This is a genomic window from Kribbella kalugense (genome assembly GCF_004365875.1).
GTDB lineage: Bacteria > Actinomycetota > Actinomycetes > Propionibacteriales > Kribbellaceae > Kribbella > Kribbella kalugense.
Map to the genome: position 1 here is coordinate 296,388 of NZ_SODF01000001.1, position 18,932 is coordinate 315,319.

The following is an 18,932-nucleotide window of genomic DNA, read 5'->3' on the forward strand; positions in this document are numbered from 1 at the left end:
TGCTCGGCACCGCTCCAGGAGAGGCTGGCCACGATGAAGTTCAGCGACGGGTACTGGCAGCTGCGAGCGGGACTGACGCGATTGCGGCCGGCCGAGGTCGAGAGCGTGGCGGCGGGGGAGCGGGAGCTGACCGTGTACGCGCCGGCCAAGCGGATCGAGCGGCGCGGCGACACGCTCAACCAGCCGATGTTCACCGTGACGTTCTCCTCGCCGTCGCGCGGGGTGATCGGGGTCCGGATCGCGCACCATCTCGGCGGACTGCCCGCGCGACCGTCGTACCGGCTGAACACCGACGACGGCCATCCGGTGAAGGTGGACGTCGGTGCCGCCGAAGCGCGGTTGACGTCCGGGGAGCTGAGTGTGGTGATCGCGCTCGACGGGCCGTGGGACGTGCGCTTCGAGCAGGATGGGAAGCCGCTGACCAGCTCGGGGGAGCGCAGCATCGGCCTGATCACTGATGCCGATGGCAAGCATTATCTGCACGAGCAGCTGGCGCTCGGAGTCGGTGAGACCATCTACGGCCTGGGCGAGCGTTTCGGCGCGTTCGTGAAGAACGGCCAGGTCGTCGACAGCTGGAACGCCGACGGTGGTACGTCGAGTGAGCAGGCGTACAAGAACGTCCCGTTCTACCTGAGCAGCAAGGGGTACGGCGTACTCGTCGACAGTCCGGCCCGGGTGTCGTTCGAAGTCGGCTCGGAGGTCACGTCACGCAACCAGTTCAGTGTCGAGGGCCAGGAACTCGGGTACTACGTCTTCGCCGGCCCGACTCCGAAGGACGTCCTGCGCCGCTACACCGCCCTGACCGGACGGCCCGCGCGCGTGCCCGCCTGGTCGATGGGGTTGTGGCTGTCGACGTCGTTCACCACCGACTACACCGAGGAGACCACGAGCGGATTCGTCGCCGGCATGGCTGAGCGAGATCTTCCGTTGAGCGTCTTCCATTTCGACTGCTTCTGGATGCGGCAGTTCCACTGGTGTGACTTGCTGTGGGACCCGGTCGCGTTCCCGGATCCGGCCGGCATGGTCGGTCGCCTGAAGGATCGCGGCCTGCGCGTCAGTCTGTGGATCAACCCGTACATCGCCCAACGCTCGGTGTTGTTCGAGGAGGGCCGCCGGCTCGGCTATCTGGTCAAGCGAGTGGACGGCTCGGTCTGGCAGTGGGACCTGTGGCAGGCCGGTATGGCGATCGTCGACTTCACCAATCCGGATGCGACCGCGTGGTACCGCTCGAAGCTGCAAGCCCTTGTCGACCTGGGCGTCGACTGCTTCAAGACCGACTTCGGCGAACGCATCCCGACCGACGTCGTCTGGTACGACGGTTCCGATCCGGAGCGGATGCACAACTACTACGCGCAGCTGTACAACGCGGCCGTGTTCGGCCTGCTGGAGGAGAACCGGGGTGAGGGCGAGGCGGTGCTGTTCGCCCGGTCCGCGACCGCCGGCGGGCAGCAGTTCCCGGTGCACTGGGGTGGCGACTGCGAGTCGACGTTCGAGGCGATGGCGGAGTCCTTGCGCGGTGGACTGTCGCTGGCCGCGTCGGGGTTCGGGTACTGGAGTCACGACATCGGCGGGTTCGAGGGCACGCCGGATCCGGCGATCTTCAAGCGGTGGGTCCCGTTCGGGCTGCTCTCGTCGCACTCGCGGCTGCACGGCTCGTCGTCGTACCGGGTCCCGTGGGCGTTCGACGAGGAGGCGGTCGACGTACTGCGGAAGTTCACCAAGCTGAAGCTGTCGCTGATGCCGTATCTGATGAACGCTGCGGCCGAGGCGCATCAGGACGGGGTGCCGATGATGCGGCCGATGGTCCTGGAGTTCCCCGACGATCCAGGAGCCGCCTACCTGGATCGCCAGTACATGCTCGGTCCCGATCTGCTGGTCGCGCCGGTGATGAGCTTCGACGGGGACGTCTCGGTCTACCTTCCACGCGGACGATGGACCTCGCTGCTGACCGGTGAGGTGCTGGCGGGTCCGGGCTGGGTGCGGCAGACGCATGCGTTCGACAGCTTGCCCATGCTGGTGCGCGAGGGCGCGGTAATCCCGATCGGGGCGGTCGACGATCGGCCGGAGTATGACTGGGCCGACGGGGTCGAGCTGCACTGGTTCGAGCCGGGAGAGGGGCAGACGGCCCTGGTCGAGCTGCCCGACGCGGACGGGGGAGTGGCCGCCGTGATCGAGCTGACCCTGCATGACGGCCAAGTCGAGTCCCGGGTGATCGCGGGCGTCTGCGAGCGCTACACCGTCAAGCTCTCCAGCACGACGTCCGCAGCGGAGAAGACCACGTAGAGCGTGTGGATGCCGCTCACCGGCACGAGCTCACCGGCGACCGGGACGCCTTCGCTCGTCGGTGGGATCTGCAGCGTGCTCAGGACCTCGCCGTGCAGCGGGTCGTCCAGGCGGAGCTCGATGGTGGCGGGCGAGTCGCTGCGGTTGGCGACGCGTGCCTGGTAGGTCGCCGGTCCAAGCACGATGTCGTTGAATGCCAGCCAGGCTCGGGGTTCCAGCGAGACGACCGCATCGGTCGTCAGGGTGATCGCGCAGTAGTCGTCGAAGCTGGTCGCGGCGAGCCGTTCGAGTGTCCGCGGCGGGATGCGTTCGCCACGGACGTCGAGGGTCGTGGTCAGTCGGAGGTCGGTGCTCGACCGGCCGACCATGATGCAGTGACTGGCGGACTCGACGCAGTGACGGTCGCGCGTCACGTCCCAGAATCCGAGGTCTGCAGCGGCCACGGTCAGCTCGACTTCGACAGTCTCGCCAGGCGCCGGCGACAATCGCCGGAAACCACGCAGCTGTCGCAGTGGTTGCTTGACCCGTGAATGCTGCTGCCGGGTGTAGAGCTGGGCGATCTCGGTGCCGTGCCGGTCGCCGGTGTTCGTGACGGTGAACGTCACCGTGACCTCGCCGTCCGCCGAGATCGACGGGGCGCTCAGCCGTAGATCGCCGTACGTGAACAACGTGTAGCTCAGGCCGTGGCCGAAGGGGTAGAGCGGAGTGCCCCGGTAGTACAGGTACGTCGCGTCCGTGCTGATGATGTCGTAGTCGAGCAGGTCGGGCAGGTTCGCGGCGGAGTCGTACCAGGTCTGGGTCAGACGTCCGGCCGGGTTGTGGTCGCCGAAGAGTACGTCGGCCAGCGCGCGACCGTACTCCTGCCCGCCGTGGGCGGACCAGAGGATCGCCGGCAGGTGCTGCTGCGCCCAGCCGATCCCGAACGGATAGCTGCTGCTCAGCACCAGCACCGTGCGGGCGTTCGCTGCGTGGACCTGGCGGATCAGCCGATCCTGAGCCGCGGGCAGGTCGAGACTGTCCCGATCCTCGGTCTCGCGTCCGTTCACCAGCGGGTGGTTGCCGGCGACAACGATCGCCACGTCCGCGCGGGCCGCGAGCTCGGCCGCCTGCGCCGCGCCGTCGGCGACGACGTCGAGCTCGAACGCGGTCGCGTGATCGGCCAGGCTGACCACGCCGTCCGGGCCGGCGTGAAGGTAGCGATCACTGTGCAGGTGCTGGATCAGCACGGTGCCGGCCAGGTGCACGAGCCTGAAGGTCTGTTTGACTTCCCAGCCGTTCGGGCCGGGCTGATCCGCGACGAGCTCACCGTCGTCGCTCGCACTCAGATGCTGCCCGTTCCGCACCGACCGCAACGCGACCGCGTCCCCACCCCAGTCGAACAGGTCGAACGCGCCCGGCTCACTATCGGCTCGCAGTACGGCGTCCGGCCCCACAGTGAGGTACGACGACGAGCCGGCGATCCGGAGCGTGATCCGGTCGACGCCCTCGCAGTACTCGACGCGCTCCCGGCCGAGTCTCTCGACGATGCCGTCCAGGGCGGTGATCTGGTACGGCAGCGTTCCGGCGTACCAGTCCTCCCGTACGGCGCCGGCGAGCGGTCCGATGACGGCGACTCGCTGGATCGAGGTGGACAGGGGTAGGACCTGGCACTCGTGCTTGAGCAACACGATCGCCTGGCGTGCGGCGTCCTGGGCGAGCTCGCGGTGCGCCGGGCAGTTGACCAGATCGGGCTCGAGACCGCGGTACGGATCGAGCTCGGGCGGGTCGAACTCGCCGAGCCGGAGCCGGATCGCCAGCACCCGCCGTACTGCGGTGTCGATGTCCGACCAGGCGATCAGACCGCGATCGAGCGCCTCGTGGAGTCGCTCGATCGTCGGGGTGGAGTCGGTGCCGTCCTGAGTGAAGCTGTCCACGCCGGCCTTGATCGCGGCGGCGTACGCGGTCGGGCCGTCAGGCAGGTACCGCTGCAGGCCGAAGAGATTGGCGGGCGCGTACGCGTCGCTGACGACCAGCAGGTCGTCGGTGGTCCAGGTGCGGAGTACGTCGTTGATGAGTGGGCTCAGGTGGGCAGGCCGTCCGTTCACCAGGTTGTACGACGGCATCACCGCGACCGCTGCGCCGGACTCGATCGGGGTCCGGAACGCGGGCAGTTCGTACTCGTGCAGGACCCGTGGCGGCAGGTTGCTCGAGGTCGTGCAGCGGTCGGTCTCGTTGTTGTAGGCAAGGAAGTGCTTGAGGGTCGGTGCGGTCTTCAGGTACGACGGATCGTCCCCGGCCAGACCGTGCCCGTAGGCAGTGGCGATGACACCGGTCAGCCAGGGATCCTCGGCGTACCCCTCCTCGTTGCGGCCCCAGCGCGGGTCGCGGAGCGGATTGACCACCGGCGCCCAGACGTTGAGTCCGACACCGGTCGGGTCCTTCTGGTGGAAGACGCGCACCTCGTCGCCGACGGCGTCGCCGACGGCTCGAACCAGGTCCGGGTTCCAGCTGGTGGCCAGACCGATGGCCTGCGGGAAGACCGTCGCCGGGCCGAGCCAGGCGACGCCGTGCAGCGCCTCCGTGCCGGTGCGGAACGCGTCCAGGCTGAGCCGCGGAACGGGCGGTTGGTGCTGATGCAGCAGCGCGACCTTCTCGTCCGGGGTGAGCCGGGCCAGGAGATCGTCGATCCGCTCGCCGGTCGGCCGGGCCGGGTCGCGGAACGGGTCGGACAGGGCTGGAGTACTCATCGGCGATCGACTCCACGGGCTGGGTGTCGAAGCGCTTCGAACGCTGGTCGTCGACGATGATCGAAGCGCTTCGACAGATCGGGCGTGGAACAGAGGGTTGCATCCCGAGCGCTCACGGTCAAGACCTCACCCGGGCCTCCGGATAGGCGCTGACCGGCGGGCGCGGCGTACCGAAGAACGGGTAGTGGTGGGCGGCGCGGTGCCGAACGCGCCGTGGGTGCGCGGACGTGTGCGGTCGGGGGCCGACCACTACCCGTTCTTCGGTACGCGTCGGGCCAGGGTCAGCGGGTGGGGAGGTGGCCCCGGGTGAGGGGGGTGAGGGCTTGGGCGGTGGCGCCCAGGGGAGTGGCGGTGTCGGGGAGGGTGGAGGCGAGGACCGTGCAGCCGCCCGCGTCCGGAGCGATGGTGGCCTCCCGGAGGGCTTTGTCGATGGCCGGGGTGAGGTGGTCGGCGAGCAGGGCGTAGGCGCCGCCGAGCAGCACGACCTCGGGATTGAGGACGTTGACGAGCGCGGCGATGCCCTGGCCCAGATAGGTGCCGGCTTCGGCGAGCACCTGCGTCACCGCGATCTCCTGGGCGTCGGCGCGCCGGATCAGGTCCTCGAGCTGGAGTTGCGGATCGCTGTCGGTCCGGCCGTCCGTCCGCGCCAGGATCGACGGCAGGCTCGCCAGTGCCTCGAGACAGCCGCGCCGGCCGCAACCACAGCGCGGTCCGTCCGGGACGAGACGCAGGTGACCGATCTCCCCGACGTACCCGAGATGACCTTCGAGCGGCTTGCCGTCGGCGATGATGCCCGCTCCGACGCCGGTGTCGCCGGTGAGCCGGATCAGGTTCGCGGTCCCGGCCTGTGGGCCGTAGAGATGCTCGGCCAGCACGCCCAAGGACGCATCGTTGTCGACCGTGACCGGGATATCCGGCCGGCCGATGGCCGCCGCCAGTTCGGCCCGCATCGGCACGTCCCGCCACCCCAGACCGGCGGCCAGTACGACGGCGCCGTCGCGATTCACCAGCCCTGGCACACCCACGGTGATGCCGAGCACCTGGCGGCCCGACGACTGCACCGCGGTGACCGCCCGGCGGGCCAGCGCGGCCAGCGCGGCGATCGTTTTCGCGGGCCCGGCGTCGACACCGGGCCCGGCGCGGTGCCAACGCAGTACCTGTCCGCCGGCCGTGTCGCAGCTGAGTGCGATCAGTCCGCGAGCGCTCACCTCGAGCCCGATCGTCGCGTACGCCGACCCGTCGAGCACGAGCAGGGTCGCCGGGCGGCCGACGTGGTTCTGGGTCTGCTGGGTCTCCCGGACCAGCCGGCGGTCGAGCAGATCGCCGACGATGCTGGTCACGGTCGCCTTGTTGAGGCCGGTCCCGGTGGCGATCGCGGCCCGCGAGCAGGGTGCCTCGCGGCGCAGGTAGCCCAGCACCGCGGCCAGGTTGGTCGCGCGGATGTGGGTGTGGTCCGCGGTCTGTGTGGTCAACGTCCGTCCCTCGATCGAGTCTTGCGTCAGTTCTACACCTTGTCGGGCTGTCCGGTCTGAGCTAATTTGTTTGGCTACTAGCCCAACTAATTCTAAGGGATCGACTATGACCGGACCAGTGCGTGGCGGGGCCAGCCGCCGGACGTTCATCTCCCTGCTCGGCGCGGGTGCGGCGGCTGCCGCCGGCGGGGTCACGCTGACCGGCTGCTCGGACGGCGGTTCCGGGGCGACGACCTCCGGCCGGGCCGAGACCGAGGACAAGCTGGCCGGGCTGCTGCCGAAGTACACCGCCTACGAGCCGGTCAAGCCGGACCTCCCCGGCGAGAACGGCGCGTCGCCGGGCTTCAGCCACTACCCGAGCGAGTTCAAGCGGGCCGTGCCGGACAAGGCCGTGGCCAGCGGCAAGGAAGTCTCGGCGATGACCCCGCTGTGGAGCCCACTGCCGCCCGGCCTCGGCAACAACTCGTACTACGACGCGAACAACGAGCGGATCGGCGCGCCGGTCCGGTTCAACATCCTGAACGGCAACGACTACGGCGACAAGCTCGGCCCGATTCTTGCGGCCGGCAACGTTCCGGAGCTGCTCTGCATCCCGGGCTGGAACATCTCCGGGCTGACCCGGTTCAGTCAGGCCGCGGACAAGCTGTTCGAGGATCTCACGCCGCACCTGGCCGGCGACAAAGTGTCGGCGTACCCGATGCTGGCGAACCTGCCGACCCGGGCCTGGGCGTACGGCGTCTGGAACTCGCAGCTGAAGGCCGTGCCGTTCCCGTCGGACGGGTTCCCGTGGGCGCTGTTCTACCGCAAGGACGTCTTCGATCAGGTCGGCGCGGAGCCGCCGAAGAACGCCGACGACGTGCTGGCGCTGGGCAAACAACTGACCGACGCGAAGGCGGGCCGGTGGACGTTCGGCTCGGTGGCCGACGAGATGGCCCGGATGTTCGGAGCGCCGGGCGGCTGGCGCAAGGACTCCAGCGGCAAGCTGGTCAACAAGATCGAGACGCCGGAGTTCGAGGCGTCGGTGGCGTTCGTCCGGAAGCTGTTCCAATCGGGGTACGTGCATCCGGAGGTCGTCGCGAACGCCGGCGCGGACGAGAACGCGCTGTTCGAGGGCGGCAAGCTGGTGATCCGGCAGAACGGGCTGGGTGGCTGGCACGAGGCGTTGCAGCGCCAGCAGACGGCCAACCCGGCGTTCGATCCGCAGCCGGTGACCCCGTTCGCCCACGACGGCGGTACGCCGATGACCTGGGGCGGCGACCCGGCCGGCATCTTCACCTTTGTGAAGAAGGGGGTCGGCGAGGAGCGCGTGAAGGAGCTGCTCGGCGTTCTGAACTACACCTCGGCGCCGTTCGGGACGGAGGAGTACGTGCTCTACAACTACGGCGTCGAGGGCAAGCACTACGTGAAGCAAGCGTCCGGTGCTCCGAAGCTCACCGCACTGGGACAGAAGGAGGTCTCGCAGACGTACATCTTCCTGGGTGGCCGTCCGACGGCGATCACCGAGAGCGAGTACACGGGTTATGTCCAGTCGATGAGTGCCTGGCAGAACGCTGCGGCCAAGGTCCGCGAGAAGAACCTGTTCGAGGGCATCAGGGTCGAGCAGCCGGCCAAGATGGCCGCGCTGGCGCAGCCGTTCGACGACGCGCTGCAGGACATTTTCCGCGGCCGCAAACCGGTCAGCGAACTGAAGACCGCCGTCAAGCAGTGGCAGACCAACGGCGGCAACGAAGGTCGCGACTTCTACGCCAAGGTCCTCAGTGACAACGGTCGTTAAGCCCCCGGTGCGGGCCGCTCGGCAGGCAGGTCCGGTGAGGGCGGAGAAGCGTACCGGTATGGGGTTCCGGCATCGGTTGCGGCGGGACTGGCCGCTGCTGCTGATGGTGCTGCCGGTGATCGTGCTGCTCGGCCTCTTTCACTACTTCCCGACGCTGGGCAACGTGATCGCCTTCCAGGACTACTCGCCGTACGCCGGGATCCGGGGCAGCGACTTCATCGGGTTCGCGAACTTCAGCCGGATGTTCTCCGAACCCGCGTTCTGGAAAGCGGTCGCGAACACGTTGTCGATCACCGCGGTCCAGCTGGTGTTCTTCTTCCCGATCCCGATCGGGCTGGCTCTCCTGCTGAACAGTCTCTTGTCCAGCAAGCTGCGCAACCTGATCCAGGGAGTCGTGTACCTACCGCACTTCTTCTCCTGGGTGCTGGTCGTGTCGCTGTTCCAGCAGATGATCGGCGGCGCCGGTCTGCTCGCCCAGACCCTGCGGGATCACGGTCACCAGGCGGTCGACCTGATGACGAAGCCGGACACGTTCATCCTGCTCGTCACCGCGCAGTCGGTCTGGAAGGACGCGGGCTGGGGGATGATTGTGTTCCTCGCTGCGTTGTCGACCATCAACCCGGCGCTCTACGAAGCCGCCGCGGCCGACGGCGCGAACCGGTGGCGCCGGCTGTGGCACATCACGTTGCCCGGTCTGCGGCCGGTGATCGTCCTGCTGCTGATCCTGCGGCTGGGCGACGCGCTGACGGTCGGATTCGAGCAGTTCATCTTGCAACGCAGCGCCGTCGGCGGTAACGCCGCGGAGGTGCTCGACACCTACGTCTACTACCAGGGCCTGCTCGTCGGCGACTTCGGGTACGGCGCGGCCGCCGGACTCTTCAAGGGCGTCGTCGGCCTGGTCCTCGTCCTGCTGGCCAACCGATTCGCGCACCTGGTGGGCGAGCAGGGGGTGTATTCGCGATCATGAGCACAAGAGCTGTCTGGGAAGAAGAACCGACAGTTGCCGGACGGCTGGGTAAGCCGGTCGTGCTGACGCTGATCGCGCTCGCCGTGGCGTTCCCGCTGTACGTCGTGGTGGTGACGAGTCTGTCCAGCACGAAAGCAGTCACCCGGGCCGGCGGGCTGGTCGTCGTACCGCGGGAGCTGACGGTGGCGGCGTACGTGCAGCTGCTGTCGGGTGGCGTGGTCACTCGCGCTCTGCTGATCAGCGTGCTGATCACGGCGATCGGTACGGCGTTCAGCCTGGGGGTCACCGTGCTCGCGGCGTACGGGCTTTCGCGGCCGGGATCGTTGTTCCACCGGCCGTTGCTGTTCGTCGTCCTGCTGACGTTCCTGTTCGGCCCGGGCATCATCCCGAGCTACCTGCTGGTCAACTCGCTCGGGCTGATCGACCACTACGCGTCGCTGATCCTGCCGGCCGCCGTGTCGGCGTTCAACCTGATCGTGATGCGCTCGTTCTTCATGGGGATCCCGGCCGAGCTGATCGACAGTGGGCGGATCGACGGGGCAGGGGAGTTCGCGATCCTGCGCCGGATCGTGCTGCCGCTGTCGAAGGCCGTGGTCGCGGTGGTCGGGTTGTTCTACGCGGTCGGCTACTGGAACGCGTTCTTCAACGCGCTGCTCTACATCAACGACAACAACAAGTGGCCGTTGCAGATGGTGCTGCGGACCTACATCGTCCAGCAGCAACCGCTCCCCACCGGTGCCGGTGGAGTGGTGACCGGGGCCGGACTCGGTCTGGCGCCGGCGCCCGGTCTGGCGATCAAGATGGCGATCGTGGTGATCGCGATCGTTCCCGTCCTGCTCGTCTACCCGTTCATCCAGCGGCACTTCACCAAGGGCGTCATCATCGGCGCCGTGAAAGGCTGACGATGTCTCTTGCACGCAGGCGGTTCCTTGCCATCGGCACCGGTACGGCGCTGGCCGCGTCCGCGGGTCCGGCAGCGGCGGCCGGTCCGGGAGCCGGCGCCGTGGAGGGCGCGAGCAGCGGTCGGTCGGCGTGCTATCGGTGGCGGAACGTGGAGATCGTCGGGGGCGGGTTCGTCACCGGGATCGTGCACCATCCGCGCAAGCGTGGGCTGGTGTACGCGCGGACCGATATCGGCGGCGCGGTCCGGTTCGACAACCGCACCCGGCGATGGGTGCAGTTGTTGCACTGGGTCGGGTGGGACGAGTGGAGCCTGACCGGGGTCGAGAGTCTCGCGCTCGATCCTGCCGATCCAGGACGGCTGTACCTTGCCGTCGGCACCTATACCAACGAGTGGTCACCGATCAACGGTGCGATCTTGCGGTCCCGTGACCAGGGCAAGACGTTCGAGCGAACGGACCTGCCGTTCAAGCTCGGCGGCAACGAGCCTGGCCGCTCGATGGGTGAGCGACTGGTCGTCGATCCGCGCGACGGCCGAGTGCTGTTGTTCGGCACTCGCAACCAGGGTCTGTGGCGCAGCGCCGACCGCGGCGTGACCTGGTCCCGGGTGAACAGTTTCCCGGTGACCGGCAACGCCGGCATCGGCATCGGTTTCGTCTTCTTCGACCCGCGCGCGGGCACGATCTACGCCGGCGTCGCGGATCCGGCGAACCCGCTGTATCGCAGTACCGATGCCGGGCGTACCTGGACGGCGCTACCCGGCCAGCCGATCGGATTGCTGCCGCACCACGGCGAATTGGGTGCTGATGGCAACATCTATGTCACGTACGGCGATCTGCCCGGACCGTACGAGATGTACGACGGCGCCGTCCACAAGCTGAACACCGCAACCGGCGAATGGACCGACATCACGCCGCTGCGTCCGAACACCGGCGCCGAGGCCGGATTCGGGTACGCCGGTCTCGCGACGGACCCCCGCAAGCCAGGCACAGTGATGGTGTCGACCATGAGCAGATGGGGACCGGTCGACGACGTGTTCCGATCGGTCGACGGCGGCCGGACCTGGCACTCGATCGGTGAGCGGATCGTGCTCGACACGTCCGGGGCGCCGTACCTCGACTTTCACGGTACGCCGAAACTCGGTTGGATGATCGGCGACATCTCGATCGACCCGTTTGACTCGGACAAGGTCATGTACGTCACCGGCGCGACGATCTTCGGCACCGACGACGTGACCGAGGCTGAGGCGGGTCGCAGCACGCACTGGTCGGTCCGCGCACAAGGTCTCGAGGAGACCGCGGTCCTCGACCTGATCAGTCCACCGTGGGGGCCGCCACTGATCAGCGCACTCGGCGACATCGGCGTGTACCGGCACGACCGGCTGGACGTCGTACCGCCGGACGGGCAGGCGTCGAATCCGGTCAGTGGAACGTCGCCGAGTCTGGACTACGCGGCTCGTAGGTCAGGATTCGTCGTTCGGCTGGCGAATGCGAACGCGGGCGAGCGTGGTGCCTTCTCGACCGACGCGGGGGCAAGCTGGCAGCCGTTCGCGGGCGAGCCGCCGGCGCTGACGCAGTCGGGCCGGATCGCGGTCGGCGCGGACGCTCGGACGATCGTCTGGGCGCCGGGTGACGTCGTCGCGCACTACTCGCGCGACCGTGGCGCGACCTGGATCGCCGTCGCCGGCCTGCCCGTGGCGTCCGTGGTCGTCGGTGATCGGGTCGACGGCAGGCTGTTCTACGGGTTCGATCCGGCGACCGGTACGGCGTACGTCAGTACGAACGGAGGCATTGCCTTCACAGCGACCGCAACCGGCCTTCCGACCGGATCCGGAAAGCTGGAGACCGTGCTGGACCGGGCCGGGAACTGCTGGCTCGCGGCCGGTCCTGGCGGCCTGTACCGCTCGGTCGATCGCGGGCTGACGTACTTGCCCGTGACAACGATCGAGGAGGCGTACACGATCGGGTTCGGCAAAGCCGCGCCGAGCTGCCCGGAGATGGCGGCCTTCACGTCCGGGAAGGTCGCCGGCGTTCGCGGGATCTACCGATCGGACGACGGCGCTGCTTCCTGGGTGCGGGTGAACGACGGCCAGCACCAGTACGCGTCGACCGGCGACGCGATCGCCGGCGACCCGCGCGTCTACGGCCGGGTGTACTTGTCGACGAACGGCCTCGGGATTCCGTACGGTGAGCCGGTATGACGCGACTCTGGTACGGCGGTGACTACAACCCCGAGCAGTGGGATCCGGCGGTCTGGAAGGAGGACGTCGACCTGATGCGTCAGGCCGGGGTGAACCTGGTGACTGTCGGGGTTTTCTCGTGGTCATCGCTGGAGCCCGCAGCTGGCAAGTACGACTTCGGCTGGCTGGATCAGGTGCTCGACCTGCTCCACCACGGAGGCATTGCTGTCGACCTGGCGACGCCGACCGCGTCACCGCCGCCGTGGTTCAGCAGGCTGCATCCGGAGGCGTTGCCGGTCACGGCTGACGGCGTACGGCTGACGCACGGCAGCCGGGACACGTACTGCGCCTGCGCGCCGGCGTATCGCGAGGCCGCTCGTGGGATCGCGCGGGCGCTGGCTGAGCGGTATCACGATCACCCCGCGCTGGCGATGTGGCACGTGCACAACGAGTTCGGGACCACGTGCTACTGCTCGTTGGCCGCGGCACGTTTTCGCGACTGGCTGCGCGATCGGTACGGCTCGCTCGACCGGCTGAACGAGGCGTGGACGACGGCGTTCTGGAGTCAGGGGTACGCCGACTGGACGGAGATCGAGCCGCCGCGGAAGACGCAGTACCTGGTGAATCCGACGCAGTACCTGGACTTCCGGCGGTTCTGGTCGGACGAGTTGCTGGCTGCCTATCTGGAGCAGAAGGCCGAGTTGCGCGAGCTGTCGACGGTGCCGATCACAACGAACTTCGTGTTCGGCGGCTGGGTTCCGGTGAACCACGCGCGCTGGGCCGCCGAGGTCGATGTCGTTGCCATTGACCACTATCCGGATCAGGCCGGGATCGGCGCCGAGGAGCAGACGGCGTTCGGCGCGGACCTGGCGCGCGGATGGTCCGGCGGGAAGCCGTGGCTGCTGATGGAGCAAGCCGCAGGCAGCATCAACGCCGGTCGTCGGTTACACACGAAGGAGCCCGGGCGGATGGCGCGGCACAGCCTGTCGCACATCGCCCGCGGCTCGCGGGGCGCATTGTTCTTCCAGTGGCGGGCATCGCGGGGTGGCGCGGAGATGTTCCACTCGGCGATGGTGCCGCACGCGGGACCGGACAGCCGGATGTTCCGGGAGATCTCGGCGCTCGGATCGGAGCTGCCGCGGCTGGCCGAGGTTGCCGAGAGCAACGTTGTGGCCGAGGTGGCGATCCTGTGGGACGTCGAGTGCTGGTGGGCGATGCAAGGGACGCATCTGCCGTCGTCGTCGCTGGACTACCTGGCCGCGGCACGCTCCGCGCATCGGCACTTCTGGCGCGCCGGCGTCACGGTCGACTTCGCGTCTCCGGACGCCGATCTGTCGTCGTACCGGCAGGTCGTTGTGCCGTCGCTCTACCTGATCTCCGACGAGGCTGCGGCGAATCTCGCCGGCTATGTGCAGAACGGCGGCCAGCTGGTCGTCGGGTACTTCAGCGGGATCGTGGATCCGGACCTGCGGGTGCGACTCGGTGGGTATCCCGGCGCGTTCACGGAGTTGTTAGGGGTGCGGGTCGAGGAGTTCCATCCGCTCGCCGACGACGAGGTCGCGCTGTCGTCCGGTGGGCGTGGGCGCCTGTGGAGCGAGGACGTGCAGGCGGTGTCGGCCGAGATCGTCGATCGGTACGTCGGGGGTGTGCTGGACGGAAAGCCCGCGATCACGCGCCGCGAGGTCGGTGCGGGTACGGCGTGGTACGTGTCGACCGAGCTGGACGATGCGACTGCGGCGGAGTTGTTCGGCCTGTCGACGTCTCCGGTGGAGGTTGTCCGACGACGGTCCGGCGAGACCACCTGGACCTTCCTGTTCAACCACGGTGACGCGGAGGTCGTCGTACCCGCCGATGGCAGCGAGCTGGTCGTCGGTGAGCTGCCGTTGCGGCCTGGCGGTTATGCGGTGGTGAGGTCACCGTGAGGAGCCGGGCCGGTGCTGCCGCGCGCGGTGAGAGTGGGCGGCAGGAGGGTCAGCCCGGGCACGTCGCTGCCCTCGAGTTTGGTGATCAGCGACTCGACTGCTTGCGCACCGATCCGCTCGGCCGGGATGGTGACCGACGACAACTGCGGGACCTGTCGTTCGGCGACGTCGTCCGCGCAGATCGCCACCAGCGACATGTCCTCGGGGACGCGGCGCCCGAGCCGGCGAAGGACATCGAGCAGCGGACCGATGATCGGCTCGTTCTGTACGACGAGCCCGGTGATGCCAGGGTGATCGTCGAGGAGCTGCTCGACCGTGGTCAGGATCGCGTCGAACGTGTGCTCACAGGGCGTCTCCACCCCGAGGACCCCACGTCGTTCGGCGGCCTCGGCGAATCCGGTCAGGGTGCGCTGCGCGAAGCCGGTCTGGCGCTCGTAGACCGCGGACGGCGTACCGAGGAGAGCGAGGGATCGGTGGCCGAGGTCGGCCAGGTGGTCGACGCACGAGGCGCCCGCGGCGACGAAGTCCAGGTCGATGCAGGTCAGTCCGTCGGCCTCGTCCGGATAGCCGATCAGTACCGACGGCATCGGCAGCTCCCGCAGCACCGGGCCGCGCTCGTCGTGCAGCTCGATGTCCATCACGACGAGCGCGTCCACCAGCGAGCTCTGCGCGACCCGTTCCAGGCCGTCAGGTCCTTCGTCCGCGGTCAGCAGCAGTACGTCGTGATCGAACCGGCGGGCCGTGGTCACGACCGCGGTGGCGAACTGCATCATCACCGGGACGTGCATGCCGGTGCGCAGCGGAATCACCAGCGCGAGCACGTTGGACCGCTGGCTGGCCAGCGCGCGGGCACTCGCGTTCGGCCGGTAGCCGAGCGCGCGGACACTGCGCTGCACGCGCTCCTGGGTGTCGGTCGAGATCGTCCGCTTCCCGCTGAGCACGTACGACACCGTGCTGGTCGCAACCCCAGCGTGCCGCGCGACATCCGCGATCGTGACCACGTCGTCCCCTTTTCTGAGCCTGTCCCAGTTCTACCCGAGTCGAAGCGCTTCGACACTCTATGCCTTCCCCTGCGTTCGCCCAAGGTCCGGCCGCCGGCCGGGCTCGACGAGAGGAACGGAAATGCCGAGATGGTGGAAAGCAGCAATCGCAGCAATCGCAGCACTGACAGTAGTGGCCGCCGGCCTGGTGACCGCGGGACCGGCCCACGCAGCGGCGTGGTCGTCGTCGGACAAGTTCGGCAGTTGGTCCAACGGCGGCTACACCGTCCGCAATGACGTCTGGGGTAGTGGCGCCGGACCACAGACCATCTGGGCCAACTCCTACAGCAACTGGGGAGTCTGGGCCGACCATCCGAACACCGGCGGCGTGAAGGCGTACCCGCACTCTGCCCGCAACATCGGCCGCTCGATCAGTTCGCTCGGTTCGCTGACCAGCAACTTCAACGTGTCCCGGCCGGGCAGTGGTTCGTACTCGTCGACGTACGACGTCTGGGCCGGTAACAACGCCTACGAGATCATGCTGTGGATGAACAAGCAGGGTGCGGTCGGCCCGATCGGTTCCAAGCAGACCACGGTCAGCGTGGGCGGCCACACCTGGGACGTGTACCGCGGCAGCAACGGCGCCAACGCGGTCTTCTCGTTCCTCCGCACCTCCAACACCGACTCCGGCTCGGTCGACATCAAGGCCGTTCTGAACTGGATCCGCGGCCAGGGCTGGATGGGTGACGCCGTAGTCGGCGAAGTCCAGTTCGGCTTCGAGATCACCTCATCGGCCGGCGGCATGAACTTCACCACCAACTCCTACTCCGTTACGTCCAGCTGACCCACTTGGATGATCCGCGCCGACGGCTCGGGCACATCGGTCCGGACGACGAGGTTGTCGTCGGACCAGGTGTAGGTCCAGCCGTCGGCGTCGGTGGGGAAGACCGGAGTGACGGTCCCGTGCGGCAGTGGGAGCGTCACCTCGGCCGGACCAGGACTCCGGTGCCACAAGGCCAGGTAGGTGGAGGTGGAGTCGGTCAGGCCGAGAGCTACCCACTCGTCGGTCCAGTCCGGCAGACCGAGCGGCCAGCAGGGGACAAGGGTGTCTAGCTGCTTCAGTACGTCGCGGTGCGCGGCCAACGCTGACCGGACCAGTCCGAGTTCGGAGTCGGTCATCTGGTTGAGGTGGCCGGACAGGTAGAGGCGACCGAGGACTCCGTTCACCAGTGCGAGCGTGAACTCCTCACGTGTAGTGCCGGTGATCGGGTACGCCCAGTGGCCGGCCTGCTCAGGCAGTACGGCAGCCGGCGCCGCAGCTGCGATCGGTGCGTACAGCAGTGGGTGCTGCTGGTCCGATGTGGACTGCAGGTGTAGCCGGGACAGCATCGCGTAGTCCATCCGCATCGCCCCGGACCCGCAGTTCTCGATCAGCAGGTCCGGGTGTCGCGCCTGGATCGCGTCGAGCCAGTCCAGCAACGCCCGCTCGTGTTCGAGCAGCCCGTGTCCAAGCGACGTACCGCCCTTGTCGGTGCCTGGCCCGGTCATCGTGTTGTTGTCGAACTTGAAGAAGCCGATGCCGAAGTCGGCGACGAGCCGGTCGACCGTGTCGTCGAGGTGCTGGCGAGCGAGTGGGTTGCGCAGGTCGAGCAGGTACCGGCCGCCCTCGGCGACTCGGATGCCCTGCCGGGTCAGGAACGCGTCGTCAGGCAGCTCATGGGCGATCGGTGCGTCGACGCCGATCACTTCGGGCTCGAGCCAGAGGCCGGGCACCATGCGGCGCTGGTGGATCCGGTCGATCACCTCGCCGAGCCCGTTCGGGAAGCGGGTGGTCGAGGGCTGCCAGGCGCCGACCGTGCTCCACCAGTCGCCCTCGGCGTACCAGCCGGCATCGATGCAGAAGTAGTCCGCGCCGACCTCGGCCGCGGCGTCGATGAGCGGGAGCAGCTTGGCCGTCGTCGGGTCGCCCATCAACGTGTTCATGTAGTCGTTGAAGATCACCGGCATCCGGTCATCGATCGCCCGGCGTTTCCGCACGGTACGACGCTGGCGGGTGAGCGCGGCGAACACGCTGTCTCGATCGGTCCCGGCGACGAGCGAGACCGGCACGGATACAAACGGGTTCTCTTCAGTCAGCCGAACGTTCCACTGGTGCTCCTGATCGGTCGGCCCGCTGAGCAGCAAGTAGCCGCCCTGCCGGTTCTCGCCGAGTTCGTAGTGCCACGGCCCGTTGTGCTCGATCTGCCAGCCGAGCGCGTACGACGGACCGACGAGGACTCCCACCGGTAGGCGCTCACCCGTCGACCAAGAGCCGGTGTTGGTCACGGCATGCCGGCTCTTCGCGACCGGGTAGTGCGGGTCGCGGACGATCTGCGGTACGCCGCCCGACCGCAACGACTGCATCGACCAGCGGTTCTCCGCCATCCAGTCGTTGGCCGCCGAGTAGAGGTCGGCGTCGACGGATTCCAGGCCGATAACGAGCGACGACAGGAAGTCCAGCACGAGTTCGCCGGGACGGGTCAGCGACGCCTCCGACCACGCCCGTACGCCGGCTCTGGCCTCGAAGACGCTGGTCACGCGCAGGCCGGTGGAGGCGTCTTCCTGGACGATCCGCAGCGTGGAGCCGGCGTCCTCGTGCGTGACGTACCGGAGGCGCCGGCCGAGGATCGTGTCGACGTGACGGTTCGTGGCGGTGGAGCGCCCGTGCCCGAGTGCCGAGACCTCGACCAGCGGTTGACTTTGAAGTTCAGGCCCGGTGGTCAGCCGGACCGGGCCGTCGTCGATCGCGAAGGTCAGGGTCAACTCGGGCGCGCGCCAGACGAGGTTCATCGATAAACCTTAGATGCCTCCGCCCTTGCCGGCTCAACCCGCGATCCGCGACGTGGACGGCTCAGCGTGATGCCACCGAGTACGAGCGCCAGCCCGAGCACCTGCTGCACAGTGAGGACCTCGCCCGACACCAGTACGCCGAGCAGTACGCCGGTCACCGGATTGAGCAGCCCGATCAGCCCGACAGTCGCCGCGCTCAGGTGACGCAGGCCCGTGAACCAGGCCGTGAACGCGAGCGCGGTCGCCACCACCCCGACGTACACGAACCCGCCGATCGCAGGCAGGTCCAGGTGCGGTGGTGCTCCCTCGAAGATCACCGCGAACGGGATGACCACGAGGCCGCCCGCGATCAGTTGCCACGACGTCGTCGCGATCGGGCCGTCCGCGCGTCCCCACTTCTTCGCGAGGACGTAGCCGCAGGACGACATCGTCAGGGCGGCGACCGAGGCGGCGACACCGCGCAGGTCTACCGCGGTTGCGCCGGCGCCGAGGAGGAGGCAGACACCCGCGATTCCGGCCGCCGCGCCGGCGAGGACCGGCACGGTCGGCCGTTCGGCGAGCAGCGCCCAGGCGAACAGGGCCATCGTCAGCGGCGAGGCGGACATGATCGTCGACGCGAGGCTGACCGGAAGCAGCTGGGACGCGAGGTAGATCAGCGCGAAGAACGCGCCCATGTTGCAGACCCCGAGCAGCAGCGAGCGCCACCACCAGATGCCGCGGGGGAGACGCCGGGCCAGGGCGAGCAGCAGCAGACCGGCGGGCAGTGCGCGGAAAACCGCGCCGTACAAGGGATATCCGGTCGGGAGGTACTCGTGCGTGACGAAGTAGTTCGTGCCCCAGGCAATCGGTGCGATCGCGGTGACGAGGGTCCAGCGGAAAGTATCTTCCATGGAAGACACT

The 18,932-nt window shown here is 68.3% G+C and carries 12 protein-coding genes; 7 read left to right on the plus strand and 5 right to left on the minus strand.

Annotated features, from left to right (window positions below):
- Positions 1 to 33 precede the first annotated feature (33 nt).
- The gene (gene yicI / locus EV650_RS01465; protein WP_134114547.1) at positions 34 to 2,283 is read left to right on the plus strand and encodes an alpha-xylosidase; all 2,250 of its coding nucleotides are present in this window, start codon (positions 34 to 36) and stop codon (positions 2,281 to 2,283) included.
- Here yicI and EV650_RS01470 read toward each other — a convergent pair.
- Both EV650_RS01470 and EV650_RS01475 read right to left on the minus strand, forming a co-directional pair.
- Positions 2,232 to 5,009 carry a glycoside hydrolase family 3 protein gene (locus tag EV650_RS01470; RefSeq protein WP_202874298.1) on the minus strand — a complete coding sequence of 926 codons (2,778 nt, stop codon included), beginning with the start codon at positions 5,007 to 5,009 and terminating at the stop codon, positions 2,232 to 2,234. The two genes, yicI and EV650_RS01470, sit on opposite strands and share 52 nt — an antisense overlap.
- A 281-nt stretch (positions 5,010 to 5,290) precedes the next feature.
- Positions 5,291 to 6,481, minus strand: a complete 1,191-nt coding sequence (locus EV650_RS01475) for an ROK family transcriptional regulator (protein ID WP_134114549.1) — start codon at positions 6,479 to 6,481, stop codon at positions 5,291 to 5,293.
- A gap of 106 nt (positions 6,482 to 6,587) precedes the next feature.
- On the opposite strand from EV650_RS01475, the gene EV650_RS01480 reads away from it, so the two are divergent.
- Genes EV650_RS01480 through EV650_RS01500 form a run of 5 tightly spaced genes read left to right on the plus strand, consistent with a single transcriptional unit; the run spans position 6,588 to position 14,223 of the window.
- A complete protein-coding gene (locus tag EV650_RS01480) occupies positions 6,588 to 8,255 on the plus strand; it encodes a type 2 periplasmic-binding domain-containing protein (RefSeq protein WP_134114551.1) in 1,668 nt (555 codons plus the stop codon).
- A 34-nt stretch (positions 8,256 to 8,289) separates the two neighbouring features.
- The gene (locus tag EV650_RS01485) at positions 8,290 to 9,222 is read left to right on the plus strand and encodes an ABC transporter permease (protein WP_238173961.1); all 933 of its coding nucleotides are present in this window, start codon (positions 8,290 to 8,292) and stop codon (positions 9,220 to 9,222) included.
- Positions 9,219 to 10,124 (plus strand): carbohydrate ABC transporter permease, encoded by a 906-nt coding sequence (locus EV650_RS01490; protein ID WP_134114553.1) that lies wholly within the window; start codon positions 9,219 to 9,221, stop codon positions 10,122 to 10,124. Before EV650_RS01485 ends, EV650_RS01490 begins: the two co-directional genes overlap by 4 nt.
- A 2-nt stretch (positions 10,125 to 10,126) precedes the next feature.
- On the plus strand, positions 10,127 to 12,322 hold the full coding sequence (locus EV650_RS01495) for a WD40/YVTN/BNR-like repeat-containing protein (protein WP_134114555.1): 2,196 nt from the start codon (positions 10,127 to 10,129) through the stop codon (positions 12,320 to 12,322).
- Positions 12,319 to 14,223 carry a beta-galactosidase gene (locus EV650_RS01500; RefSeq protein ID WP_134114557.1) on the plus strand — a complete coding sequence of 635 codons (1,905 nt, stop codon included), beginning with the start codon at positions 12,319 to 12,321 and terminating at the stop codon, positions 14,221 to 14,223. Before EV650_RS01495 ends, EV650_RS01500 begins: the two co-directional genes overlap by 4 nt.
- Here the strand turns inward: EV650_RS01500 and EV650_RS01505 are convergent.
- On the minus strand, positions 14,199 to 15,224 hold the full coding sequence (locus EV650_RS01505; protein ID WP_134114559.1) for a LacI family DNA-binding transcriptional regulator: 1,026 nt from the start codon (positions 15,222 to 15,224) through the stop codon (positions 14,199 to 14,201). The genes EV650_RS01500 and EV650_RS01505 overlap by 25 nt on opposite strands.
- Before the next feature lie 121 nt (positions 15,225 to 15,345).
- Between EV650_RS01505 and EV650_RS01510 the strand changes: the two genes are divergently transcribed.
- Positions 15,346 to 16,047, plus strand: a complete 702-nt coding sequence (locus tag EV650_RS01510; RefSeq protein ID WP_134114561.1) for a glycoside hydrolase family 12 protein — start codon at positions 15,346 to 15,348, stop codon at positions 16,045 to 16,047.
- Here EV650_RS01510 and EV650_RS01515 read toward each other — a convergent pair.
- Positions 16,026 to 18,032: a glycoside hydrolase family 36 protein gene (locus EV650_RS01515; protein ID WP_134114563.1), complete on the minus strand. Its 2,007-nt coding sequence runs from the start codon at positions 18,030 to 18,032 to the stop codon at positions 16,026 to 16,028. The genes EV650_RS01510 and EV650_RS01515 overlap by 22 nt on opposite strands.
- Positions 18,029 to 18,922: a DMT family transporter gene (locus EV650_RS01520; protein WP_134114565.1), complete on the minus strand. Its 894-nt coding sequence runs from the start codon at positions 18,920 to 18,922 to the stop codon at positions 18,029 to 18,031. The genes EV650_RS01515 and EV650_RS01520 overlap by 4 nt, the downstream gene beginning before the upstream one ends.
- Between the last annotated feature and the right edge of the window lie 10 nt (positions 18,923 to 18,932).